Annotated in this window: 22 protein-coding genes; 15 read left to right on the top strand and 7 right to left on the bottom strand. The window is 69.7% G+C overall.

Translation table 11 applies throughout. The features are described from left to right. Both ACZ52C_RS39425 and ACZ52C_RS39430 read right to left on the bottom strand, forming a co-directional pair. Positions 1 to 623: ABC transporter permease (locus ACZ52C_RS39425; protein WP_469079350.1), on the bottom strand; the 623-nt coding region annotated here is incomplete at its 3' end. Positions 624 to 630: 7 nt separating this feature from the next. Continuing rightward, complete coding sequence (locus ACZ52C_RS39430; RefSeq protein WP_469079351.1) at positions 631 to 1,650, bottom strand: sugar ABC transporter substrate-binding protein; 1,020 nt, start codon at positions 1,648 to 1,650, stop codon at positions 631 to 633. 338 nt (positions 1,651 to 1,988) lie between these two features. Between ACZ52C_RS39430 and ACZ52C_RS39435 the strand changes: the two genes are divergently transcribed. The 5 genes from ACZ52C_RS39435 to ACZ52C_RS39455 all read left to right on the top strand — a co-directional run bounded on the left by ACZ52C_RS39435 (position 1,989) and on the right by ACZ52C_RS39455 (position 7,756). Then, a complete protein-coding gene (locus ACZ52C_RS39435) occupies positions 1,989 to 2,957 on the top strand; it encodes a LacI family DNA-binding transcriptional regulator (protein WP_469079352.1) in 969 nt (322 codons plus the stop codon). Between the two features lie 318 nt (positions 2,958 to 3,275). Beyond that, the gene (locus ACZ52C_RS39440; RefSeq protein WP_469079353.1) at positions 3,276 to 4,313 is read left to right on the top strand and encodes a LacI family DNA-binding transcriptional regulator; all 1,038 of its coding nucleotides are present in this window, start codon (positions 3,276 to 3,278) and stop codon (positions 4,311 to 4,313) included. A gap of 402 nt (positions 4,314 to 4,715) precedes the next feature. Next, on the top strand, positions 4,716 to 5,804 hold the full coding sequence (locus ACZ52C_RS39445) for a sugar ABC transporter substrate-binding protein (protein ID WP_469079354.1): 1,089 nt from the start codon (positions 4,716 to 4,718) through the stop codon (positions 5,802 to 5,804). A gap of 96 nt (positions 5,805 to 5,900) precedes the next feature. After that, positions 5,901 to 6,962 carry an ABC transporter permease gene (locus ACZ52C_RS39450; RefSeq protein ID WP_469079355.1) on the top strand — a complete coding sequence of 354 codons (1,062 nt, stop codon included), beginning with the start codon at positions 5,901 to 5,903 and terminating at the stop codon, positions 6,960 to 6,962. Between the two features lie 2 nt (positions 6,963 to 6,964). Further along, positions 6,965 to 7,756 carry an ATP-binding cassette domain-containing protein gene (locus ACZ52C_RS39455; protein ID WP_469079356.1) on the top strand — a complete coding sequence of 264 codons (792 nt, stop codon included), beginning with the start codon at positions 6,965 to 6,967 and terminating at the stop codon, positions 7,754 to 7,756. Between the two features lie 1,276 nt (positions 7,757 to 9,032). Here ACZ52C_RS39455 and ACZ52C_RS39460 read toward each other — a convergent pair. From ACZ52C_RS39460 to ACZ52C_RS39470, 3 genes are all read right to left on the bottom strand, one after another. Next, positions 9,033 to 9,200 carry a hypothetical protein gene (locus tag ACZ52C_RS39460; RefSeq protein WP_469079357.1) on the bottom strand — a complete coding sequence of 56 codons (168 nt, stop codon included), beginning with the start codon at positions 9,198 to 9,200 and terminating at the stop codon, positions 9,033 to 9,035. Between the two features lie 322 nt (positions 9,201 to 9,522). Continuing rightward, positions 9,523 to 10,278: a class I SAM-dependent methyltransferase gene (locus ACZ52C_RS39465; protein ID WP_469079411.1), complete on the bottom strand. Its 756-nt coding sequence runs from the start codon at positions 10,276 to 10,278 to the stop codon at positions 9,523 to 9,525. A gap of 204 nt (positions 10,279 to 10,482) precedes the next feature. Then, on the bottom strand, positions 10,483 to 11,694 hold the full coding sequence (locus ACZ52C_RS39470) for a hypothetical protein (RefSeq protein WP_469079358.1): 1,212 nt from the start codon (positions 11,692 to 11,694) through the stop codon (positions 10,483 to 10,485). A gap of 31 nt (positions 11,695 to 11,725) precedes the next feature. Here ACZ52C_RS39470 and ACZ52C_RS39475 point away from each other — a divergent pair, with 31 nt between their 5' ends. The 4 genes from ACZ52C_RS39475 to ACZ52C_RS39490 all read left to right on the top strand — a co-directional run bounded on the left by ACZ52C_RS39475 (position 11,726) and on the right by ACZ52C_RS39490 (position 15,315). After that, positions 11,726 to 12,448: a tyrosine-type recombinase/integrase gene (locus ACZ52C_RS39475; RefSeq protein ID WP_469079359.1), complete on the top strand. Its 723-nt coding sequence runs from the start codon at positions 11,726 to 11,728 to the stop codon at positions 12,446 to 12,448. Between the two features lie 216 nt (positions 12,449 to 12,664). Further along, positions 12,665 to 14,341, top strand: coding sequence for an MFS transporter (locus ACZ52C_RS39480; protein WP_469079412.1), 1,677 nt, complete (start codon positions 12,665 to 12,667; stop codon positions 14,339 to 14,341). 123 nt (positions 14,342 to 14,464) lie between these two features. Beyond that, positions 14,465 to 14,950 (top strand): hypothetical protein, encoded by a 486-nt coding sequence (locus tag ACZ52C_RS39485; protein WP_469079360.1) that lies wholly within the window; start codon positions 14,465 to 14,467, stop codon positions 14,948 to 14,950. A 167-nt stretch (positions 14,951 to 15,117) separates the two neighbouring features. After that, the gene (locus ACZ52C_RS39490; RefSeq protein ID WP_045560456.1) at positions 15,118 to 15,315 is read left to right on the top strand and encodes a hypothetical protein; all 198 of its coding nucleotides are present in this window, start codon (positions 15,118 to 15,120) and stop codon (positions 15,313 to 15,315) included. Positions 15,316 to 15,605: 290 nt separating this feature from the next. On the opposite strand, the gene ACZ52C_RS39495 is transcribed toward ACZ52C_RS39490, so the two are convergent. Then, complete coding sequence (locus ACZ52C_RS39495) at positions 15,606 to 17,021, bottom strand: DUF2252 domain-containing protein (protein WP_469079361.1); 1,416 nt, start codon at positions 17,019 to 17,021, stop codon at positions 15,606 to 15,608. 203 nt (positions 17,022 to 17,224) lie between these two features. On the opposite strand from ACZ52C_RS39495, the gene ACZ52C_RS39500 reads away from it, so the two are divergent. From ACZ52C_RS39500 to ACZ52C_RS39520, 5 genes are all read left to right on the top strand, one after another. Beyond that, positions 17,225 to 17,935, top strand: coding sequence for an HdeD family acid-resistance protein (locus ACZ52C_RS39500; protein ID WP_469079362.1), 711 nt, complete (start codon positions 17,225 to 17,227; stop codon positions 17,933 to 17,935). Between the two features lie 26 nt (positions 17,936 to 17,961). After that, positions 17,962 to 19,386, top strand: a complete 1,425-nt coding sequence (locus ACZ52C_RS39505; protein WP_469079363.1) for a hypothetical protein — start codon at positions 17,962 to 17,964, stop codon at positions 19,384 to 19,386. A gap of 113 nt (positions 19,387 to 19,499) precedes the next feature. Beyond that, positions 19,500 to 19,973 (top strand): SHOCT domain-containing protein, encoded by a 474-nt coding sequence (locus ACZ52C_RS39510; RefSeq protein ID WP_086803931.1) that lies wholly within the window; start codon positions 19,500 to 19,502, stop codon positions 19,971 to 19,973. A 43-nt stretch (positions 19,974 to 20,016) separates the two neighbouring features. Then, positions 20,017 to 20,430: a DUF7144 family membrane protein gene (locus ACZ52C_RS39515; protein ID WP_469079364.1), complete on the top strand. Its 414-nt coding sequence runs from the start codon at positions 20,017 to 20,019 to the stop codon at positions 20,428 to 20,430. A 361-nt stretch (positions 20,431 to 20,791) separates the two neighbouring features. Continuing rightward, the gene (locus tag ACZ52C_RS39520) at positions 20,792 to 22,177 is read left to right on the top strand and encodes an LCP family protein (protein WP_456340140.1); all 1,386 of its coding nucleotides are present in this window, start codon (positions 20,792 to 20,794) and stop codon (positions 22,175 to 22,177) included. A 59-nt stretch (positions 22,178 to 22,236) separates the two neighbouring features. On the opposite strand, the gene ACZ52C_RS39525 is transcribed toward ACZ52C_RS39520, so the two are convergent. Then, positions 22,237 to 23,127: a DUF4394 domain-containing protein gene (locus tag ACZ52C_RS39525; RefSeq protein ID WP_469079365.1), complete on the bottom strand. Its 891-nt coding sequence runs from the start codon at positions 23,125 to 23,127 to the stop codon at positions 22,237 to 22,239. A 333-nt stretch (positions 23,128 to 23,460) separates the two neighbouring features. On the opposite strand from ACZ52C_RS39525, the gene ACZ52C_RS39530 reads away from it, so the two are divergent. Beyond that, entirely contained in the window at positions 23,461 to 24,705 is a 1,245-nt protein-coding gene (locus tag ACZ52C_RS39530) for a PucR family transcriptional regulator (protein WP_469079366.1), read from the top strand. Positions 24,706 to 24,826: the final 121 nt, after the last annotated feature.

Genomic DNA, 24,826 nt, shown 5'->3' on the forward strand with positions numbered 1-24,826 from the left:
AAGATCGTGATCTTGAAGTCGACGCCGCCGATGGTGATCTCGGAGGCGAAGATGCTCTTGGCCTGGTCGAAGCCGTCCATGTCGGCGATCGAGTCCGACGCCACATTGTCCGTGAAGATCTTCGTCACCGCCAGGTTGGAGCCCTGGAGGATCAGGAACGACCCCAGCGTGACCAGGAAGCTCGGCAGACCCGTCCGGATCAGCAGCCAGCCGTTGAACGCCCCCACCGCCAGCGACACGACCAGCGCGACGATCACACCGGTCCACACGTTCACCGTCAGCTGGAAACTCAGGATCGCCGCCGTCAGCGCGGACGTCGTCACCGCGACACCGGCGGACAGGTCGAACTCCCCGCCGATCATCAGCAGCGCCACCGGCAGCGCCATGATGCCCATGACCGACGCCTGGTAGAGCACCGTCGCCAGCGAGGACGCCTCACGGAACGAGGGCGCCACGGCGAAGAAGAAGGCGTAGACACCGATCGCGGCGATGAGCGCGCCGACCTCGGGGCGGGCCAACAGGCGTCGGCCCAGGGAGCGTTGGGCGGTCCGGCCGTCCTTCTGGGCGGCTGGCGGAGCCGGCGACGAGGAGGACCCCGTCGCCGGTGCCGTTGCTTGGGTCATGATCGGATCACCGGGTGCCCTTCGCGGCGAACTTGGCGATCGCGTCGACATTGCTCTTGTCGACGAACGCGGGACCGGTCAGGACCGGCGCCTCACCACCGCCGCTGTAGTTGCCGTTGTTCTTGTAGAGCCACAGCGAGTCCACTGACAGGTAGCCCTGGAGGTACGGCTGCTGGTCGACGGCGAACTCGATGTCGCCCGCCTTGATCGCGGCCGTCAGCTCCTTGTTGAGGTCGAACGTCGCGACCTTCGCCTTGCTGTTCGACTCCGACGCCGACTCCACCGCCGTGAGCGCGAACGGGGCGCCCAGGGTGACGATCTGGTCGATCGAGGAGTCCTGCTTGAGCTTGGCCGAGATCGTCGACTTGGTCGCGGGCATGTCGTTGCCGTTGACGTAGAGGTTCTCGGTCTCGCCCTTGAAGGTCTTCTTCACCCCGGCGCAGCGCGCCTCCAGGCCCACGTGTCCCTGGACCTGGACGACACAGAGAGCGTGCTTCGCGCCGGTCTCGTTGAGCTTCTCGCCGAAGGCCTGGCCGGAGACCGACTCGTCCTGTCCGAAGAAGGAGAGCAGGCCCTGCTCCTTCCAGACGTCCATGCCGGAGTTGAAGCCGACGACGGGGATGCCGGCCTTGTCCGCCTTGGCGATGGCGTCCTTGAGGGCGTCCGGCTTGGCGAGGGTGACGGCGATGCCGTCGACCTTCTGGTCGATCGCGTTCTGGATCAGGGTCGCCTGGCCGCTGGCGCTCTCGTCGTTGGAGTAGATCAGCTCGACGTTGTCCTTCGCGGCGGCGGCCTCGGCGCCCTTGCGGATGATGTCCCAGAAGGTGTCGCCGGAGGGCGCGTGGGTGACCATCGCGATCTTCATGCGGGGCGTGTCGGCCTTGCCGGCCGCGGCGTCCGCCCCGCCTTCCTCGGCCTCCTTGCCCCCGGAGTCGCTGGAACAGCCCGCGAGGACCAGGGTGGCCGCGGCGGCCACGGCCACGACGGAGGCGGTTCTGCGGGAACGGGGGAGGAACGTGCGCTTCATGATGCGTGCACCTCACTGTGCAACTGGGAGTGGAGCGGGAGCGTGGATCGCAAGCCGTCGCCCGTTCATCGGGCGGTAGGGGTGGGCCTGGCGGAAGCGGAGCGTGCGAGCAGTGCGGGTGGCTGTCGCGCTCTGAAGACTGCTTCGTTGCTCTTGAGCGTGGTTCGTTGGAACAACAGGACAATTTAAAACGCTTTAATTGCTGGTACTATCAACCTTGTTTCGTGAGTGTGTCAAGGGTGTGGCGCAAGGAGATTTGCCCCGGGGAGGCACAGGTGGACCACAGCGATACCGCGCGTCACCGGAATGGCGCGCGCCGGCGCCCGAGGCTCGACGACGTGGCCACCCGCGTCGGCCTGTCCTCGGCGACCGTGTCCCTGGTGCTGCGCGGCGTGCCCGGCCCGAGCGAACGGACCAGGCAGCGCGTTCTGAAGGCGGCTGCCGACCTCGGCTACCAGGTGGACCGCACGGCCAGCGCGCTGGCCAGCAGGCGGAGCCGACTGCTCGGTGTCATGGTCGACATTCGCAGCCCGTTCCATGCCGAACTGGTCGAGCATCTGCACGTCGCCGCCGAAGGCGTCGGTTACGACCTGGTGCTCAGCACCCTCACGCGGACCCGTGACGAGAGCACCGCCGTCGAGACGCTGCTGGCCTTCCGTAGCGAGGCGTTGATCCTGCTCGGACCGACATCTTCCGTCGACGCGCTCGCCGTCCTCGACAACAAGGCCCCCGTGATCGCCGTCGGCCGCCGGATCGCCGACGCGGTGCTGGATGTCGTACGCAGCGCGGACGACGACGGCGTCGGGCAGATCATGGACCACCTCGTCGCCCTCGGGCACCGCGAGATCGCCTACGTCGACGGCGGCAAGGGTGTGATCGCCACCGACCGGCGCCGGGGCTACCGCACCGCCATGCGCCGCCATGGCCTTGACGACCGGATCCAGGTTCTCGCCGGGGACAACACCGAAGCCGCCGGTGAACGTGCGGCCCGACATCTCCTGGGCGGAGTCCGCCTGCCCACCGCGGTCGTCGCCTACAACGACCAGTGCGCCATTGGTGTCATGACCGCCCTCGCCCGCGCCGGCATCGACGTCCCCGGCCGGGTCTCCGTGGTCGGCTACGACGACGACACGCTCTCCCGGCTGAGCTGCTTCAACCTCACCACGGTCAGCCAGGGCGCCCGCGAGCAGGCCCAATATGCCGTGGGCGCCGCCGTCGAACGCCTCGACCAGGAGCGCACCGAGCCCCGCGAGGTCGTCCTCACCCCGCACCTGGTCGTGCGCGGCACCACGGCGGCACCCGCCTGAAACCAGGTTCGCGTCTGATCGTTTCGCTCCTGTGCCGCTGGGCGGCGTCCTCCTGCGGCGGCTCGGCGGACCGGATCGCCGACCGGTACATGTGTGACGGGTGCGCCGGGTGAGAAACGTCCTCGCGTCCGTGCGGCAAGGATTCGACGCGGGTGGTCACCGGCTGCTCGTACGGCGTGGTGCCGGAGGCCGGCAATGTGTCGACGATTCCGCGGAAGGATTCCACGCGGAGCGAGTTAAAACGATTTAAGTACTGTTACTATCGGCGTCCTCGCAGGGGCATGTCAAGGGTGGTGTCGTAAATCGACAGGAGACCAAATGGACGACCTCGACTCCGCTTCCCCGGCGCGCGGCGGTGACGCGACCGCCCGCCCCCGGCTGGAGGATGTCGCCGCGCGCGTCGGCCTCTCCATGGCGTCGGTGTCCCTGGTGCTGCGCAATGTGGCTGGGCCCAGTGAGCGCACCCGGCAGCGTGTCCTGAGGGCAGCCGCCGAACTGGGCTACCGCCCTGATCGCACGGCCAGTGCGCTGGCCAGCAGGCGCAGCCGGCTACTCGGTGTCACGGTCGACATTCGCAGCCCGTTCCAGGCCGAGCTGGTCGAGCATCTGCACATCGCGGCCGAGGCCGTCGGCTACGACCTCGTCCTCAGCGCCCTGACGCGCAGCCGTGGCGAGAGCGCGGCCGTCGAGACGCTGCTCGCCTTCCGGTGCGAGGCGCTGATCCTGCTCGGCTCGGTGTCCTCCGCCCCGGCTCTCGCGGAACTGGACCGCCAGGCCCCCGTGATCTCCGTGGGGCGCCGGATCGCCGAGGCCGATCTCGATGTCGTACGTACCGCCGATGGCGACGGGGTCGGTCAGATCGTCGCCCACCTGGTGGGTTTGGCGCACCGGCGCATCGTCTACGTCGACGGCGGCAGGGGGGCCATCGCCACCGACCGGCGGCGTGGCTATCGGGACGCCATGCGTCGCCACGGTCTCGACGAGTACATCAGGGTGCTGCAGGGGGATCGCACCGAGGCGGCGGGCGAGCGGGCGGGCCGGCACCTGCTGGCGAGTGGTGACCTTCCCACCGCGGTCGTCGCATACAACGACCAGAGCGCGATCGGGCTCCTGACGGCCTTGCGGCGGGCCGGAGTCGATGTCCCCGGCACCGTTTCCGTCGCCGGCTACGACGATGACGCGCTGTCCCGGTTGGCCTGCTTCGACCTGACCACCGTGAGTCAGAACGCCGAGGAGCAGGCCCGCCAGGCCGTGACGGCGGTCATCGAACGCATCGACCACAGCCGCACCGAGCCTCGCGAGATCGTCCTCGCGCCCTCTCTGGTCGTACGCGGGACCACGGCCCGCACCAGCTGACCCTCCCACGGTGCGTGAAGTGGCGGTCGAGGCATCCAATTCGGAGCGAACCCTTGACACGTTCCTGAAACGCAAGCATGCTCTGCGCACCACTTAAAGCGATTTAAAGCAATGGTGGGGCGAATGGCTTCCCCTTTGCCGCGAGCGGTGTCGGGACACACCCGGAAAACAGTCCCGACGTAACGAATGGGCCACACCGCAGGCCCGCCCCACGGACGGCTCGCGACACCACCGTCCTCGCCCCATCAGTCACTGAGGATCTCTCCGCCTCGGGGCGCAGCCCCTTCCCCCCGCGCTGTTGCGTCCCGCACTGCCCGACGACGTCTCACGGCACCACCGCACCGACACGGTCGGGCACCCGCTCCCCGCCATCCAGGCATCGCACGAAGGAGTACCCAGCACATGGAACGCAAGCAGCCCGGCCGACCGCTCGGCCGCCGTCTTTCCCGAAGAGTTCTGACCGGGGTGAGCCTGCTCGCCGTGACGGGGGCCGCTCTGACCGGCTGCGCCAGCGGCAAGGCCACCGGAGGCGACAGCGAGGCGACGGCGTCGGCCGCTGAGGGTGGATCGGCGTCCGGCTCGGGCGGCGGCAAGAACTCCATCTACGTCATCGGTGGCAAGGCCGACGACCCGTTCTGGTCCGCGATCAAGCGAGGCGGCGAGGACGCGGCCAAGGTCGTGAAAGAGGATGGCGGGAAGGTGACGTTCCTCGGTCCGCAGAACTACGACAACCTCGGCCCGGACGCCGCCAAGCTGACGCTCACCGCGCTGTCGCAGAACCCGTCGGCGATCCTGGTGCCGGACTGGGTGCCCGAGAACCAGGACGCCGCGATCAAGCAGGCCATCGCCAAGGGCGTCAAGGTGTTCATCTACAACTCCGGCGGCGTCGACGCGGCCGAGCGGACCGGCGCCGTCAAGTACATCGGGTCGGACGACTACGAGGCCGGCAAGGCCGGCGGCGCCAAGTTCGCCGAAGAGGGCGCCAAGAACATCCTGTGCGTCAACACCGTGCCCGGCTCGGCCAACCAGGAGGCCCGCTGCAAGGGCATCAAGGACGGCGCCGAGAGCAAGGGCGCCAAGTCCAAGCAACTGCCCCTGCCCTCCTCCAACTTCGGCAACCCGTCGGCCGTCACTCAGGCGATCAAGGGCGCGTTGCTGAAGGACGACAGCATCGACGGTCTCGTCACGATCGGTGTCCAGGACGCGGACAGCGCCGCGGCGGCCATCGAGCAGGCCAAGGCAGAGGACAAGGTCGAGCTGGGCACCTTCGACCTCTCTCAGAGCCAGCTCGACCGGATCAAGGACGGCAAGCAACTGTTCGCCATCGACCAGCAGCCCTACCTCCAGGGCTTCTACGCGGTGTCGATAGCCAACCAGTACCTGTCCTACGGCGTGCTCCTGCCACAGAACCCGCTCCTGACCGGCCCGCTCCTTGTCACCAAGGACAACGTGGCCGCGGCGATCGCGGGCACCAAGGCCGGCGTTCGCTGATCCACCCGAGGGGTGTCGGGCCCGGGCCGGGCCCGACACCCTCCCCGAGCCATCCCCTCGCACCACATCCGGATCCACGAAGGTGACAGCACTCCGATGACAACCTCAACTTCCGAGACGACGGCGGAGAAAGAGACCGCCGCCGTACCCCCCAAGCAGTCCGAGAGCCCGCTGGGGCAGCTGCGACACCGGCCCGAGGTCGGCGCGCTCATCGGAACGATCAGCGTCTTCGTCTTCTTCGCGATCTTCGGAGGGGAGAAGTTCCTTGCCCCGGCGGGTGCGGCAAGCTGGCTGAACATCGCCGCCGAACTCGGCATCATCGCCATCCCCGTCGGGCTGCTGATGATCGCCGGTGAACTCGACGTGTCCGTGGGCTCGGTACTGGCCGGCAGCTCGATGACCCTGGCCATCGTCTCCGGCCACTGGGGCGCCCCGATGATCGTCGGGATCGTCTGCGCGCTGGGGCTCGGTCTGCTGGTCGGCCTGCTCAACGGGATCCTCGTCACCCGTACCAATGTGCACTCACTGGTCGTCACCCTGGCCACGCTGTCCGGCCTGGCAGGCCTCACCCTGGGGTTGTCCCGGGTGACGACCGGTACCACGAGCGTCGCGGTCAGCCCCGACCCGCTGTCGAAGGCGCTGTTCGGGACGCTGATCGCCGGCCAGTTCGAGGTCGCGATCTTCTGGTGGGTGGGCCTCGCGGCGCTTGTCACGGTGGTGCTCCAGGCGATGAAGTACGGCAACTGGATCTTCGCGATCGGCGGTGACAAGGAGAGCGCCCGCGCCACCGGCATCCCGGTCGACCGGGTGAAGATCGCCCTCTACATGGCCAGCGGGTTCGGTGCCGCCCTGGTCGGCGTGATCCAGACGATCCTCTACAACGGCGCCCAGGTCGCCAACGGCCAGTCCTTCGTCTTCAACTCGATCATCGCCGTGGTCATCGGCGGTGTGCTGCTGACCGGCGGCTACGGTTCCGTGGTGGGTGTCGTGCTGGGCACGCTGACCTTCGCCATCGTCAACCAGGGCATCTACTACACCGGTTGGAACTCGGACTGGGCCAGCCTGATCCTCGGCATCCTCATCCTCGCGGCGGTGCTGATGAACAACACCTTCCGCCGCCTCGCCCTGTCCTACAAGCCCCGCACGAAGAAGGCCTGACCATGACCGCACCCCTTCTGCGCCTGGAAGGCGTCAGCAAGTCCTTCCTCGGCACCCACGCGCTGCAGGACATCTCCCTCGAAGTCAACGCGGGGAAGGTTCTGTGCCTGCTCGGCGACAACGGCGCCGGCAAGTCCACCCTGATCAAGATCCTCGCCGGGTTCCACAAGCCGACCACCGGCACCATCGAGATCAACGGCGAGCCGATCGTCTTCGACAGCCCCCGCGACGCGTCCGCGCACGGCATCGCCACCGTCCACCAGTTCGGCGGCACCTTCCCGCTGATGGGCGTCGGCCGCTGCTTCTTCGTCGGCGCCGAACCCACCAAGGGCTTCGGCCCGTTCAAGCTGTTCGACAAGAAGCTCGCCGGTGAGATCGCCGTCCGTGAGATGCAGTCCCTCGGCATCACCCGCGTCACCGACGGCGCCCGACTCGTCGGCAGTCTGTCCGGTGGTGAACGGCAGGCCCTGGCCATCGCCCGCGCCGTCTACTTCGGCGCCAACGTCCTCATCCTCGACGAACCCACCGCCGCGCTCGGCGTCAAGGAGGCCGCCCACGTCCTGCGGATCGTCATGCAGGCCCGCGCCAAGGGCGTCGCCGTCATCCTCGTCACCCACAACGTCCGCCACGCCATGATGGTCGGCGACCACTTCGCCGTCCTCATCCGCGGTCAGAAGGCCGACGACTTCCGCAAGGGCGAACGCACCCGCGAGGAGATCACCGACCTCATGGCCGGTGGCGAGGCCATGGCCGATCTGGAAGCCGAACTGGCTCACCTGCAGGCCGACGCCTGACCATCTCGGCTGTTCGTACGCGGGGAGTCGCCACCGAAGCCCGGTGGCGACTCCCCGCGGGCCCGTGACCGACGTCGTATCGCTGTCGGCACTTGTGCGGAACCGGCCGGATCCCCCCTCGTCGTCGGACGGGCCGTCTCGGTGGGCAGGTCCACGACCAGCGCCGACAGCGGGTCCGCGCGGTCGCCGTCCGCCATCCGGCCGCAAGACCCGCTTGGGACCGGGAAGCCGAATCCCGGATCACGCGGTTCGAGGGCGAGGCGGTATTTCCATTCCGGACGACAGCGAACGGCGTCCGCCGCCTGCCATCCGGTGAGGTGCTTGCTGTACCGCGACATCGACACATCCGTGACGGGCGGGTGATCAGTGTCCTGCCCCCCACACCTCTCCGTGATGCCACAGGGCGCGTCATCCTGTCTGGCACGCGGTCCCTCATGGGGTTCGGCCCGGAGGCGACACACTGGCGTACGGCGTCCTCGCCCCCAGCCGGACCGCCGCCCGGCAACGCGTCGTCCTCTGGGCCCTGAGCCGCGAGCGCGCGCGGACCACCCTCGGCCTGCCTACGTCGGCGCCGGGGCGGGCCGAGGAGTCGGTCTGGCGCTGGACCCAGGCGGTCGCACCCTGTACACCGCGCGTGACACCGTCATCGGCAAGCGTGGGTACGAGGTGTGGGACACCGTCCGCCACCGGCGGACCGGCGTGTTCCCGTCGGACGGCGACAACCTGGCCGTCCGGCCGGACGGACGGCTCCTGGCAGGGAACGACCGCGTCATCCGTCTGCCGTCCGGGCCGGCCACCGGCAAGGTCCTCGCTCCGGGCGCGCAGACCAGTGCCATCACGTTCGCCCCCGACGGCACCCGCCTCGCGGTGGGCGACAACACCGGCCGAGTCGCCCTGTGGACCACGGCCATACGACACCGCACCGGTGTGCTGCGCAACGTGTTCCCCGCTCCGATCGACGAAACCCCCGAGGCGGCCGACGCCCTCACCGTCAGCCCTGACGGCCGTGCCCTCGCCGTGGGCGGCAGCGCCGGCACCCTCCAGCTCTGGGACATCCCCACCCAACAACCACTCGGCAGCCCGCTCGCCCCCGGTGACCCCGTCGGCTCTTCGCCTTCAGCGCCGACAGCACGACCCTCTACGCGGCCGGCGCCCATGTGCCGCTCCAGCGGTATCCCATCGACCCTGCTCGAGCAGTCACGCAGGTCTGCGCCCGGACCGGGAACGCCGGTCTCACGAAAACCCAGTCGCACACCTACATCTCCGACGCGCCCTACTACGGCATCTGCGGCGGCTGACCGGATGCCCAGCCGCGCGGTATCCGGGGCGACTCGAGCCGCGTCCAGCCGTGTTGTGCCGCGCGCCAGCCGAGCTGGATGCGGCTGTCCGCGCCCACGAGATCCATCAGGTGGCGGATTCTGCGGGTGACGGTACGCAGGGACACTCCGAGGTCGCCTGCGACGGCGCGGTCCGTGAGTCCGGCCAGCAGGAGGTCCAGGTTCCTGGCGTCGAGCGCGGGGAGGGGGCGGACCCGAGGCAGGGCCCTCGTTCGGGATCGGGACGCCGTTCGTGGCTGTGCTGGAGTTCAGGTGGTATGCCTCGTTCCATGTCTTCTCGACGAGCAATCGCGAGAAAGCCCGTCACCTAGGTGCTCCTCCCGACCGCCCTGGTCGCGTGCACCGGCATGTCATCCGAACCGCAGCGGCAGATCCTGCGCTGGAAATGCAGCAACCGCGCGGTCCGGCCAGGGACTGTGAGTCCGATGTTTATACCTTGCTCGCGACCACCATGTAGTTCTCGGCCTCAAGATCGAACGTGCTCAGTTCCGTCTGGAGTCCGACCCGGTGCAGCTCGACTTCGAGTTCCTCGTACCGGTAGGGCCAGCAGGACAGCAGTTCCGAGCGGACAAGAACCGGCCCCGTCGCATCAACTTGGGCGATCGCAATCTCGATATGGTGCTCATCCTCCCAATGCGGCGCAATCTCCCAGCGGTAAATTACGACGGCATCGCGACCGTTTCGGCGGACGAGTCGATCCCAGATGTCCAGCCGGGAACCTCTGGCCCTCACGAGTTCCCAAGTCCGGGATGTGAGCACCAAGCGCCCTCCCGGGCGCAGAAGCCGTGACATCGACTCCAGAGCAGCACCCCTGCCTGTCGCGCCCACGGCATGGTGAAGCGAGTTGCCAACGCAGAACACCATGTCGAACGTGTTGTCCTGGAAATGGTCGGGCAACTCTTCCCAGTTCGCCCGTACGGCCCGGACGGATGCCCCGAACTCCTCGGACAACTCTGCAGTCCGACGAACCATCGCCTCGCTGGCGTCAGTTGCGACAACCTGCATGCCACGACCGGCGAGGCCCACCGCCAACTGGCCGGTTCCGCACGAACAGTCGAGGACGTGAGCGTTCGACGGCAGGAGATTGAGGACGTCGTCGAACGACGCAGCGAACTCGGCCGGAGGCAACTTTGCATCCGAGATGAGCCATTCGTACACCTCGGCAAGCACGTCATAACCTGTCACAACCACTACCTCCGTCACGCGGCAGACCCAGGGCAGGACGTCAGTCCATCAGCGGAGCAAGCCGCTTACCAATGGTTTTCGCGGTCAAAGCCAGTCAGTAATTCGGTGTCGAAGTGCATGACGAATTCGGTGGCCGGGTGAGCGAGTGCTTCGCCGCCGGAGCGAGTGGGTCGGTGACGGGGACGCAGCCAGGGCGGTTGCCAGTCACGGCGTGTCCTCCTGGTCTTGGTCGGCCAAGGGGTCGCGGGTGTGTGGCCAGCGAGAGTGCCGGAGGTGGATGTAGTCGGCAGCGGCCTGACGGGTGAAGGCGTCGAGAGGGTGGTCGATGTCGCCGTGCATGAGCCGACCGCCGGTGAAGTCGAAGGCAGCCAAAGGCAATTCCCGGGCCTGGTGGGGGTAGCGCGCGTGAATGCCGATGAGGGCGATCAGCAGCTTCAGGGCGGGGTCGCCCTCGGCGGCCGCGGCCAATGTCTGGATCGCCTCGGGGCTCAGTGGCGTGGGCCCCGAGCCGGGCCTGGCCCCCAGGCTCAGGCCACGTGCGGGGTTGGCGAACAGTAGCCGTCGGCTCTTGAGCGTTTTGAACATGTTGCGCAGTGCGACGGCTTCGTTGTGCGGGGCCGCGCACTGGGACAGCCACTGCGTGAGGTCGGCGCGGGTGACCTGGCGAAGGGTGCGGTAGCGCTTCGAGCAGTCGAGGAGGAATGGGATCGAGGCATCGACCTGGTTTCGGACAGTGGCGGTCGAGCGGGGACGGCGGCGGGGCCCGCCGCGTCGGACGATGCGGATCCACACGAGGGCTTCTGTGCGGATCTCCGGGGGTACGTTGCTGAGCCGGCGTTGGATCCACGCGTCGAGCGGGTCGATGCGGTCGTCGTCGAGGAGGTCGAGGTGGGCGAGGACCTCGGTGACCCGGGTAATAGCGCGTTCGGCTCGCTGGCGCGGCAGCGTGGCGACAGTGCTGGCCTTGATGTTCTCGTGCGGGCCGTGGACGGCGGTCAGCAGATACAGGCTTCGCAGCACGCGCTCACGCAAGGCCGGTGACCAGCCTCGGGTCTCGGCGCTGGCCTCGGCTTGCGCCGAGACGTAGGCGGTGAAGGCGGGATCGATCGGCGCGACGTCGGGCACGGTGACTCGCGACATGTCCCGCTCGGCGATGAACAGGGGATCCTGACGCCACCGGGGCAACGCCCAGGAGGAGGCGCCGGCGGGCTGGTGCGCTTCGGGTGAGCCGCGCTCCCGCGGTCGGGCGGCGAGGTGGACCCGCCGGACCAGATCGGCGATGAACAGCTGCTGCCCGGTGGTGGCCGCCGTGGTGAGGTCTGGACGCTGCCAGGTCCGTGGAACGGCTTGGGCCTGGCAGCGGCACAGCCGGCATACCCCGTGCCCTATGCACGCGAGGTCCGTGCGGTGGCCCAAGGAGCCACAGGAACGTCGCGAGGCTTGGGCGTTGGACACGGCGTTGCGAGTTCGAGATGCCATCAACCCGCGATATCGCATAGCCGTTGTGCTCGGCTTGGGCTGTGGGCTCCGGCAAGGCGAGGTGTTCGGACTCGGCCCTGAGGACATCGATCATGTGAAGGGCGTGCTTCACGTCCGCCGCCAGGTCCAGTCGTTCAAGGGGAGGCTGTACTTCACCCTGCCGAAGGGAGGGAAGACCCGCGTTGTCGACATGCCGTCTTCGGTGGCGCGGGAGCTGAAGCGGCATGCAGAAACGTTTCCCTCTCTGGAGGTGGAGCTGCCGTGGGAGAAGCCGGAGGGGCGGCCGAGGAAGTGCCCCCTGGTACTCACCGCGCGATACGGCAACGCCATCGCGGTAGTCGGGTGGAACACCAACACGTGGAAGCCTGCGTCGGCTGAAGCCGGTGTCATCCCGCCGCGGCCCGCGGGGGCGAAGCCTTGGCAGTGGCAGGCGGCGCCGAGGGACGGCTTTCATGTGCTGCGGCATACGTACGCCTCGATCATGTTGGAGGCGGGGGAGTCCGTGGTGACCGTGCGCGGTGGCTCGGCCACTCCTCGCCGACCGTCACGCTTCGTTACTACGCTCACTTCATTCCGGAGGCGGGCAGGAAGGGGCGCACTGTCATCGACGGGCTGCTGGGGAGCCAGGGGAATCGGTCTGCCGGTCGAAACTCCCCAGATTCTCCCCAGGGCTGATCGTGACCGATTGTGAGGCGGTGCGGCGGACGCATGGGTCGCCGTCGTGGAGACCGGTTCATGGCTCCGACGGAGCGTCGTCATCGGGTGTGGGGAGTTGCTACCTCGCCCGTGGCGGGTGAGGCGGCGGCAGGGGTTCTGAGCTGGGATGGAGGGTGGCGGCCGGTCGGTGGCGGGCGCTGCTCGGATGGCGCTCGTCGGCGTCCCGGGCCGACTCGGCGAGGTGGATGCCGTGAAGCACTGGCGGGCTCTGATCGTGCTCGGGACGGCCCAGTTCCTGATGGTCCTGGACACGTCCGTCATGAACGTCTCGATCAGCCAGCTGGTCGAGGACTTCGACACCGAGGTCACCGCCATCCAGGCCGTCATCACGCTGTACGCGCTGGTCATGGCCGCCTTCATGATCATCGGAGGCAGGTTCGGCGACATCCTCGGCCGCCGTCGGCTCTTCTTCCTCGGCCTGGTGGTCTACGGCACCGGCTCGGCCCTGACCGCCGCCGCGCCCACCCTGTGGGTCCTCGCCCTCGGCTGGTCGGTCATCGAGGGCCTCGGCGCCGCGATGGTGCTCCCGGCCATGGCCGCCCTCGTCGCCGAGTCCTACCCGGGCCGGGACCGGGCCGTCGCCTACGGCGTCATCGGCGGGCTGGCCGGGGCCGGCATCGCCGTCGGCCCGCTGCTCGGCGGCTGGGTGACGACCTATCTCACCTGGCGGCTCGTCTTCGCCGGTGAGGTCGTGGTCGTCCTGGCCGTCCTGTGCTTCCGCCGCGTGATCACCGAAGCACCCCGCACCGGGCCCCGGCCCCGGATGGACGGCGTCGGCGCCGTGCTGTCGGCGGCGGGCCTGGGCCTGGGCGTGCTCGGTGTGCTGCAGAGCAGCACCTGGGGCTGGGTGCAGCCCCGCAACCCGCCCTTCACCGTCATGGGCTTCGCACCGACCCTCTTCGTCGTCGGCGCCGGAGTGATCGTCCTGGCCGCCTTCGCGCGCTGGGAGCACCGACGCACGGCCCACGGCACCGAACCCCTGGTCCACCTGCCCCTCCTGCACCTCCCCGCGCTGCGGTCGGGACTGCTGGCCCTGCTCAGCCAGAACCTGATCCTGCTCGGGCTGTTCTTCACCATCCCGCTCTACCTCCAGGTCGTGCAGGGCTTCAACGCCTTCCAGACCGGACTGCGGCTGCTCCCCGTGTCCATCACCATGCTCGTCGCCTCCTTGATCGCCTCCCGGCTGGGCCGACGGGCCGGACCCCGCCGCGTCGTCCGCTTGGCCCTGGTGACCCTGGCCGGGGCCATCGTGTGGCTGCTGTCCACCATCGACCCCGTCATCGACGACACCCAGTTCGCGCTGGCCATGGCCCTGCTCGGCATCGGCATGGGGCTCCTCGCCTCGCAGCTGGGCAACGTGGTGCAGTCCAGCGTGGGCGAGGAGGAACGCAGCGAGGTCGGCGGTTTGCAGTTCACGGCCCAGAACCTGGGCTCCGCCCTCGGCACCGCGCTCATCGGATCGCTGCTCATCGGCGCCCTGGCGCAGGCCTTCACCACCCAGGTCGAAGACGACCCCGCGCTCTCGCAGGAGGCCAAGCAGCAGACGAGTGTCGCGCTCCAGGCCGGGATCAGCTTCGTCCCCACCGATCAGGTGCGTACGGCGGCCGAGCGCGCCGGACTCCCTCCGTCCGAGGTCGACGCCCTCGCCGACTCCTACGCCTCGGCCCAGCTGGACGGCCTGAAGGCGGCGATCCTCGCCACCGGCGGCATCACCCTCGCCGCGTTCCTGGTCACACCACGACTGCCGGGCGGGCGGACGGACGGCCCGACGCCCTCCGCCGCCGACCGCCCGAAGCCGCCGGGCAAGGGGCGGTCCGTGCCACGCGGGACCGGCACTCCGGCCGCCCGGCGCCGCTCGGAACGCTGAGGTGGCGGCGGCACGGGGGCGTGCGGAAGCGGCCGGTCGGACCGTGCGCTCGTCGGGTCGGTCGGACCGTGCGCTCGTCGGGTCGGTCGGGGCGGCCCGGCGGGGCGAGAGGAGGCGATGAGGATGTCCACGACAGGGGAAACCGCGTCCGACTACACCGGCGGCGTCTACGGATCGATGCTCGCCTCCTCCGTGGTCGTCGGCGCCGGGACCCTCGGGGCGCACCCCCGTCTGGAACTCGTCCTTCTGCTGCTGCTCACCGGCCTGGTGTTCTGGATCGCGCATGTGCACGCCCAGCTCTTCGGGACCCGGCTGGCGCAGCGGTCCCTGGACCGCCGGATCGTGGGCGAGGTCTGCCGCGAGGAGTGGCCGATCGTCGAGGCCGCCGTCCCGCCGGCCGCCGCCGTCGCGGTCAGCCCGCTCCTCGGCCTCGATGTGCCGGGTGCCCTCTGGCTGGCGCTCGCGGTCGCCGTGGCGGGCCAGGTGGGGTGGTCGGTGGCGGCGGCACGCCGGGCCCACGCCCCGTGGGGTCTGGTCGTCATCACGGCCTCGGTGAACCTGCTGCTCGGCCTTCTGATCATCGCGGTCAAGCTCTATCTGACGCATTGATCCGGTGCCCCGCCGTTCCCCGAGCACCGTCCACCGACGTCCAGCCGTGCACGGTGGCCCGCGACTCACCTCCCCGGGGTGAGGCCAGGCCGGTGTCCCAGGACGGACGATCGCAGAGAGAGAAGGAGCGCAGTCCACCCGTACCCGGCCATGGGGGCACACCGCTCATGCGCTACGAGATTCGCGTCGACGGAAAGCTGTCGAAGGCGCTGACCGGTGCCTTCCCCGAACTGGACCATGTGGTGATGTCCGGCCACACCGTCCTGTTCGGGCACGTCGTCGACGAGGCGCATCTGTACGGGCTGCTGGCCCGTTGCCAGTCCCTGGGGCTGCGCGTCCTGGAGATGCGTCAGCTGCCGGAGTGAGCGGCAGCGGCTGCCCGGGGTGAGCCGGGAGCCGCTGCCGCTGGGGGGTTTCGAAAGTCCTGTGCGGTGCCCGCGGCGTCCGGTGCGTGCTCTCGGCGTGCCGGACGAAAGCCCTTGTACTGGACGTACTTGGGCTTTTGGCCGGTGCGGCGGTGGGGGCCCCTCCCGCTCGAGCGAAGCCGAGAGTGGGGGAGCGTGCCGGGCGCCGTGGGTGCTGTGCGGGACTTTCGAAACACCCCCGTAGGAGCGTCGGGCCGCTGGAACGTCGGTGGGAGCGACGGGAGGGCGATTCAGAGGGTTTCGGCGTGGACCCGGCCCGTGCGCGCGGCCACGCCCAGCGCCTCGAAGTCGCGGTCGTTCCGGTCGGCGTAGGACTGCGCGAACTCGGTGAGCGCACGGTCGAAGCGATCGCTGCCGCCCAGGTACGCGGCGATGGCGACGGGGTCGCCGGAGCGGGCGTGGGCCCGCGCCAGGCTGGCGCCGCACACCCGGGCGAAGAGCCGCAGCAGGCCCGGATCCATGGTCTCCGGGCGCGCGATGCCCTTCCAGTCACGCAACTGCCGTACGTAGAAGTCGCGTTCGCGCCCGTCCAGACCGACGACATGGGTCCAGCCCAGGAAGATGTCGCTGGTCGTCTGCATCAGTCGCTGCCCCGACACCACCCGGCGGCCCTGGTTGTCGTAGCTGTCGCCGCCGAGCTGGGCGGAGAGGACCGACTCCTGCGCCTCCTTGGCCTGGAGCAGCAGCGGGTCGGTGTCGTCGCGGCCGAGCAGCAGCACGATCCAGCAGCGCGTGCCGACGCTGCCGACGCCCACGACCTTCCGGGCCATGTCGACGACGTGGTAGCGGCGCAGCAGATGCCGGCGTTCGGACGACAGGGTCCGTACGTACTGCTCCAGCACGCTGTGCAGCTCCTTCTCCTGGCGCCCGCCGGAGGAGTCCGCCAGCAGGTCCCGCAGCGGGGTGATCAGCGGGGGGTCGGGTGCGATCCGCCGGCCCTCGGCCGTGACGCGGGTCAGTTTCTCGAAGGCCTGCATATGGGTGCGCGTACGGGCCTTCGCTGCCGCCTCGGCCGTACGGCGCCTGCTCTCCTTGTCCATCGACGAGGCCATCAGCTCCCGCAGTCGGTCGGCGTCGTCCTGGGCGTACCAGATGTCCAGGGTGCGCATGCCGGCGAACTCGCGCATACGGCGCCGGTACGTCTTCACGCACGTCCGCACCGCTCCGTTCTGCTCCTCGGTCGGGAAGCCGTTGGCACGGGCCGCGATCACGAAGCTGGCCGCCAGCCGTTTCACGTCCCATTCGAACGGCCCGGCCAGGGTCTCGTCGAAGTCGTTGATGTCGAAGACGAGATGGCGTTCGGGCGAGGCCAGCAGCCGGAAGTTCAGCAGATGGGCGTCACCGCAGAGCTGCACGGACAGACCGGTGTTGGGGAGCGGGCCGAGATCCGACGCCATGACGGCCGCCGCTCCCCGGTAGAAGCGGAACGGGGATTCGAGCATGCGGCCGTAGCGGATGGGCACCAACTCCGGCAGCCGGGTGACCGACTGACGCTCGATCACCTCGATCGGGTCGGTCCGGTCGGCGTCCGCGTCCGACTCGAACCAGCCGTGGCAGGAACGGGAGGCACGCTTGCGCGCCTCCCGTCCGTGCGCGGCCCTCTCGGCCACGGTCGGTGTCGCCGCGGATGCGCTCGCACTGGTCATGACACGTACCTCCTGAGCCGCCGACCGGCGTACCGTCCACCCTCCTCGGCCGGGCGGTGCGCGGGGATCACCCGCCGGGGGTGATCCGACGGGCGGGGCGGGGGCGGGACGCTGGCCGGGTGAGTCACCGCGCGCCGCCGCGCGCCGACGGTGCGGAAGCGGGCCGCGAGCACGCGAGGACCCGACGACGCTTGGAGGAAACCATGACCGAGTCCCCTGGCCCGGCACCGCGTACCGGGGCGGACGACCACAGGACCGGTGGGGCCGAGCGGGGGCCGGGGGCAGGGGAGCGTGCGCCCGGCGGGGAGGCCGCGGGGATGCCGGTTGACCCGGCGGAGGCACTGGGCAGGGTCGGGCGGTCCTGGAAGTGGATCCTCGGGTCGGCGCTGGCCACGCTCGTGCCGGGCGTCATCGTGCTGGTCTGGCCGGACGGGACCCTGCATGTTCTCGCGGTCCTGCTCGGGCTGTACCTGCTCGCGATGGGGGTGTTCCGGTTCGTCGACGTCTTCGCCCGGGAGGAACCCGGCGAGCGGTTGTCCGGGCTGCTCCTCGCGCTGCTGTACGTCCTGGCCGGCGTCCTGTGCCTGCGGAACCCGCTGCAGACCATCACGGCGCTCTCCCTGATCCTGGGGATCGTCTGGCTGGCGACGGGCATCCTCACGCTCCACACCGCCCTCGCCGCCAAGAACCTGCCCCACCGGGGCTTCGTCCTCGGCGTGGCGGTGCTCGGCATCGTCGCGGGGATCGTGGTGCTGGCCCTGCCGACCGAGTCGGCCACGGCACTGACCCGCCTGCTCGGGCTGTGGCTCGTCCTGCTGGGCCTCGCCGAGGCGACGGTCGCCCTCGCCTGGCGGGCCGCCCTCCGCCGGGCGGGCCTCACGGGCTCCCGGGCCCGGACCACGGACGCCGTCTGAGTCTCCCCACCACCCGAGGAGGAGCCATGTTCCCGGGCAACGACTCCGTACCACCGAACTCCGACCCGACCGACAGTACGGACCCGAAGGACGAGACCGGCCCGGGCGGCGGCACCGGAGCCGGTGAGGGGGCCGTTTCCGGTGGAGACGTGCTCAGCGCGGAGGAGCGGGACGAGTACGAGCGGTTGCGGCGGCATGCCGGGGTGCGGCATCGGCGGTTGCGCAAGGCGGGGGCCGCCGTACTGCTTGTGGTGACCCTGCTGCTCGCACCCCTCGCCGTCGTCGCGGCGTGGGTGCAGGACACCGTCGCCGACACCGACCGGTACGTCGAGACGGTCGCTCCGCTGGCGTCCGACCCGGCGGTCCAGAACGTCGTGATCGAGCGGCTGACCGACGAGGTCGTCAAGAACGTGGACGTCAAGGCGGTGACGGACGCCCTCACCAAGGTGCTCGCCGACAACGGCGCGCCACCGCAGGTCGTGGCGGGCGCCGGCGCCCTCGACGGCCCGCTGCGCTCCGTGGTCAGGACCGTCGTGGACCGCAACGTCACCCGCGTCATCACCAGCGAGTTCTTCCAGCAGGTCTGGGAGGGCTCGAACCGGCGGGCACACGCGGCCGTGGTGCACATGCTCACCGGCGAACGGGAGGGCGCGCTGCGTGCCACCGGCGACACCATCCAGCTCGACGTCGGCGCCGTCGTCGACCAGGTCAAGGAACGCCTCGTGGACGCCGGCTTCGACAAGGCATCCGCGATCCCCGACAGCGACCGCACGATCACGCTGTTCCACACCGACGAACTGGGCAAGGCCCAGGACGCCATGCGGCTGCTGAACATCCTCGGCACCTGGTTGCCCGTCATCGCGATCGCCTTCGCCGCCCTGGCGGTGTGGACAGCGCCCGGCCACCGGGTGATGCTGCTGATCACCTCCCTGGGCATCAGCGTGATGATGGCGGTGCTGCTCGTCGCGCTGGCCGTCGTCCGCCGCGTCTACCTGGACGCCGTCCCTGCCGCGACCCTGCCGCCCGACGCGGCCTCGGCCATCTTCGACACCTTCCTGCGGTTCCTGCGCGACAGCACACGCACCCTGCTCGTCCTCTTCCTGGCCACCGCCCTCGCCGCCTACCTCTACGGCCCCGGGCGGGTCGCCCGATGGGTGCGGGGCACGGCCGGGCGCGGCACCACGGCCGCCGGGCGGGCGCTGGGGCACGCCGGCCTGAGCACCGGGCGGACCGGACGCCTCCTGGCGGACCACCCCCGGTGGACCAACGGCGTCGTCCTCGGCGCGGGCGCGCTCGCGCTCCTGCTGTGGAACCGCCCCACGGTCGGCGCGGTCGTCCTCGTGGCGGTCCTGGTGGTGGCCGTACTGGCGCTCGTGGCGGTCGTCGCCGCGGCGACGGACGTCGCCCCGGACGAGGCTCCGGCCGACGCCGCTCTCACCCGCCCGGGGTGAGGCCGCGCGGCTGTGGTCGTGGGCACGCTGAGAACGGCGCCGACCGTGGCGCCGCGGGCGAGCCGAGGACGGCAGAACACCTGCCGGGCGAGCGCCCGGAACGGAGGAGAGACATGAGTGGTCCGACGTACCTCGCGTACGACTACCCGCTGCTGAGCGTCTTCTGGTCCATGCTCCTGCTGTTCCTGTGGATCATGTGGTTCGTGCTGCTCTTCCGGGTCGTCGTCGACATCTTCCGCGACGACGACATGAGCGGCTGGGCCAAGGCGGGCTGGCTGGTCCTCACGATCCTGCTGCCGTTCCTGGGCGTCTTCGTCTACGTGGTCGCCCGGGGCAAGAACATGGGCCGCCGCGAGGTGGCACAGGCACGTGCGCAGCAGGCGGCCTTCGACGACTACATCCGGCAGACGGCCAAGGGCGGCGAAGGACGCTCCACCAGCGTCGACGAGCTCGCCAGGCTGTCCGAGATCCGTTCACGCGGCGACATCACGGACGACGAGTTCCGCCGCGCGAAGGAACTGGTCCTGAGCGGCCACGGAGCCTCGGCGGGCACGGGCGTCGGCCCGACCGCCGCCGGGCACCGATGACGGACCCGACACCCACCGCACGACACCGAATCGAGGCAACGGTATGTCCGCCACACACACCGGACGCATGCGCATCACCAAGCGGTCACGGCCCTTCGCCGAGGGGCTGACGGCCTTCGCCGCCGTCATGCTCATGATCGCGGGCGTTCTCGACATCTGCCGGGGCATCATGGCCATCGCGGAGGACGACGTCTTCGTCGCCACCCGCGACTACGTCTTCCAGTTCGATCTCACCGGCTGGGGCTGGGTCCACCTCGCCCTCGGCGCCGTGGCCGTGCTCGTCAGCCTGGGCCTCTTCCAGGAGTCCCTGTGGGCCCGCGTCGCAGGCGTCGCCATCGCGGGCCTGATCATCATCGCCAACTTCCTGTCCCTGCCCTACTACCCCGTCTGGTCCATCGTGATGATCGCCTTCTCGGGGTTCATCATCTGGGCCCTGTGCGTGGTCAGGCGCGACTAGGAAGGACGCGATCGTCGGTCCGGTCCTCGGAGCGGAGGCCGCTCGACGGATGCCGTGCGTGTCATGGCGGCCTCCTCGGGCGGCCGCACCGCGTCGGGCGGCGACCCGGACACCTCCGTGACCGGGGCCGTGGGCACGGTCGTTGCGGTGGTGTTCCGCGGCGACTCGGCCGTGACGGCGGTCGTCCTTCTGTACGCTGCGACGCCTCTGTGTCGTTCGTGCGTGCGGGGAACGGTGAGTCGCGTGCGGCACCGATCCGTATATCTGCATGCATGTAGAGTCCTGCGGGTTCGGTGATCACGACCGCCGGACGTACAGGGGGAGTCGACCGGCCGAGTGCGGCCGAGGCGGGGGAGGGCCGGTGAGTGGTACGGGGAGGCGGCGCGCGGGTGCCGGAGGCGGGGGGACGCGTCTGACGCGGCGGGGCCGGACGGTGAGCTGGCTCGCCGGCGGCGCGGCACTGCTCGTCCTCGGCGTAGGTGGCGTCGGTGCCTGGATCTACAAGGACCTGGACGGCAACATCACGGGCGCCGACGTCGACAGCAAGCTCGGCGGGGACCGCCCGGTCAATCTGAGCCCTGGTTCGAAGAACATCATGGTGGTCGGCTCGGACAGCCGTGACGGGGCCAACGCCAAGTACGGCAAGGACCTGACCACCATGCAGTCCGACACGCTCATGGTGCTGCATCTGCCCGCGAACCGTGAGTGGGCCACCGTGGTGTCGTTCCCGCGTGACTCCTGGGTCGAGATAGCGGCGTGCGAGAAGGGCGACGGCAGCACGTCGGGCCCGCACCTGGCGAAGATCAACGAGGCGTTCGCGATCGGCGGTTCGGGCGGCGAGGTCGCCGGCGCGGCCGCCTGCTCGATCAGGACGGTCGAGGCCAACACGGGTCTGCGCATCGACAACTTCATGTCCGTCGACTTCCAGGGCTTCAAGGGCATGGTCGACGCCCTGGACGGCATAGAGGTCTGCCCCGAGCAGGCCATCAAGGACGACAACGCCCTCCTCGACATGGAGGCCGGCTGCCAGACCGTCGACGGTGAGACGGCACTGGGCTATGTGCGCACCCGCTACGCCGTCGGCGACGGGTCCGACATCGGGCGCATCGGCCGGCAGCAGGAGTTCATGGAGACGCTGGCGGCCAAGGCCAAGTCCCGGCTGACCAGCCCCACTTCGCTCTACGACTTCCTTCAGTCCGCCACCAAGTCGCTGACCACGGACGAGGATCTCGACGGCATCGATCCGCTCTACGACCTCGCCTCCCAGCTCAAGGGCATCCCGAGCGACCGGCTGACCTTCCTGACCGTGCCCAACTACCCCCGCGAGGCGGACGTCCCCGCCGACAGGGCCAACATCGTCTGGCAGTACCCGCAGGCCGCCGACCTGTTCACCTCCCTGGCCAACGACAAGGAGGTCGACAAGAAGAAGCTCCAGGCACAGGCCAAGGACGAGCTGATCTACGCCTCCGACGTGCGCGTCCAGGTCCTCAACGGCACCGGTGTCTCCGGGCGGGCCGCCGCCGTCGCCGAGGAGCTGCGCAAGGCGGGCTTCACCGTCGTCGGCACGGGCAACGCGCCCGAGAACACGGACACCACCACGGTCGCCCACCCTGCCGACCTCGCCCGGCAGGCGAAGGTCCTCGCCTCACGGCTGCCCGACGTCAAGGCCGCGCGTTCCGCGGACGCGGCGGCGGGCGTGGTGACCCTGGTCGTGGGCTCGGACCTCGACCTGGAGAAACTGCGGTAGCGGGACCGGACTCGCCGCGGCCGGTGGTGGCCGGGCCGCGGCGAGGGGGCGACGGGGTATCAGCTGCCGGTCAGCGAGACGGCCACGTCCGTGATGTTCAGGGGGAACTTGGACTTGGCGGCGTCGTTCACGAGCGTGGCCTGCCCGGTGAAGACGTTGAGGCTGTAGAGGGAGGGCGTGCTCGCGCCGGAGGCGGTGAGGCTGGCGAAGGCGATGTTGTCCACCGCTTTACCGCCGCTCAGGGTGCTGTAGATGTCCATGCCGGCGTTGATCTGGGCATCGAGGCCGAGGCCGCCGGTCGGGGCGAGCGTGCCGTTGTTGGCCGGGGACTGGATGACGACCTGGTCGCCGGTCGTGTTGATGTCGAACAGCGTGGTCGCGGTGGACCCGTCGAGGTCGTTGTTGGTGTAGGCGGCGGCGGAGACGCCCTTGGTCGTGCCCTCGGTCGGCGGGGTGGTGAGGTTCAGGTCCTGGATGGTCGTGTGGTCGTTCAGGTTGTGCCGCAGGTTCTGGCCGTTGTCGCTGATCACACGCAGCCGGTCGGCCGCCGGGTTGAAGTCGACGCCGAAGTTCGTGCCGTTCAGCGCGTACTGGAGCTGGGACACCTTGGTGACCACGACGTCCTGGGTGCCCGTCGGGATCTTGATCGTGTAGATGCCCCCCTTGTCGCCCACGCCGTACAGCGTGCCGTTCTGCACCCGGAAGTCGATGCCGATCAGGGCCGTGTCGCCGCTGAGGCCGGTGACGGCCCTGACCCAGTTGAGCACGTCCGCCCGGTCGGTCCAGAACGCGGCCATCAGGGTGCCGTCACCGGTGATCCCGTAGGCGCGCAGGCTGGGGGTGGCGGCGGGGGCGGCCGAACCGGTACCCGGTGCGGCGAGCATGAGCGCGCTCGACGTGACCACGACCACCAGCGCCGCCGTGATTCTCTTTCGCGTTCCTGCTTTCATCGGAGTTTCCCTCCCGTTTGGACGTGCGCCGATGTCCGACGCACGGCTGAGGAATTTCCGTACACCGGCCCGTACTGATTGTCGGAACCGCTCCGGAACCGGTCCGGAATGATGGCGACGCTCTTCCCCCACGGCCGGGTACGCGGCTCTCATTAAGGCTGCTTTACGACTCCTGCACAAGCGGAAGCGGTGACGGGAACGACCCGATCCGGGAATTTTGCGGACGGTGACAAAAACCCGGTCGGCCCCCTTGTCGCCGATTTATGCGGAGTGATGAACGCCGTCCGGATCTCGACTGTCGGCTCGTTCGTCCCGAATGACATGCTCGCCTCCATGGGGAGCCTCTTCGCCGAACTGGCCCGCCGGGCGTCGACCAACGCCCGCCGGGAGGTAGAGACGTACACACGCGAGATCGAGGAGTTCCGGTTCCTGGACAAGGACCCCCGGGCGCGGGCCGAGACGTTGGGCCACGCGGTCTGGCTCCGACACCGTACGGTCGAACTGTCGCCGCACAACGGCGAGTTGAGCGGCGACGATCTCGAGTACATCGCGTCCATGGGGGAGCTGCGGGCCGGCGCGGGCATGTCGCTCGACGCGCGGCAGCAGGTGCTGCGGGTGCACACCGCGCTCATGCTGCGCGAGATCAACGAGGCGACCGAGACCCAGCGCGGCTGCGGGGTGGACGAACTCATGCGGATGATGACCTGGTTCGCCCCACAGGGCGAGCGCGGCATCGTCGCCTACCGCCAGGGATTCGTCCGCGTACTGCGCCGTCGAATGCCGTACGTCGAACAGGTCGCCCTGCTGGCAAGGTCATTGCTGAACGGGGACCCGATTGCGGCGGAACTCGCCGAGGCCGTCGACATGGAACTGTCGGACCGGTATGCGGTGACGGTGTTCCGGCTGCCGGACCCGCCCCCTGTGGACCGCGTCCTGGAAAACGAGATCGAAACACTCGTGAAGAGTCACCGGACCCCGATCGTATGGGGTGCGCGGGGCGGTGACGGGAGCGGTGAGCTGATCGCTCTCGTCCCCGTGAATTCCGATGCCGCGCGGGTGGAGAACGGGCCGCCGCACACCGCGGTCGACCTCCTGCTCGACCTCGCCCCGGAGCATGTGTCGGACCTCGTGCGGGACGTGGCCCGGGCCCTCGGCCGGCCCTGCGCCGTCGGCACCGCCACCGCGCCGCTGCCCGAACTGTCCGAGGCGCTCGACGAGGCCCGTCGGATCAGTGACACCGCCCCGCTGCGACGGGCCCCGGCCCGACTGCGCCCGCACACCCTGGCGGACCTCTTCGTCGAACTCGCCGTCGCGGACGTGCCGTTCGTCGACGCCTGGCTGCGCGGGCTGTCCGACCGACTGGCGGCCGGCCCGGACCTGCTGGTCACGCTCGACATGTACTACCGCCACGACATGCGGCGCGGTGCCACGGCGACCGCACTCAACGTCCACACGCGCACCCTCGACTACCGTCTGCGCCGGGCCCGGGAACTCACCGGCATCGACCCGGGCTCGACCCGGGGCGTGCGCGCGCTCAGCGCGGCCGTCGCCCGGCGGCTGTCGGGAGCGTGGCGCTGACCGGAGCGGGGGCAGGACCGGGATCGTCGGGGCGCAGGAGCGGGACCGCGCCGGGGCCGGACCGGGGCCGTGCGGGAGCCGGACCGGGGCCGTGCGGGAGCCGCGCCCGACGGTCGCCGTT

It is taken from the genome of Streptomyces sp. NPDC034049 (genome assembly GCF_055575575.1).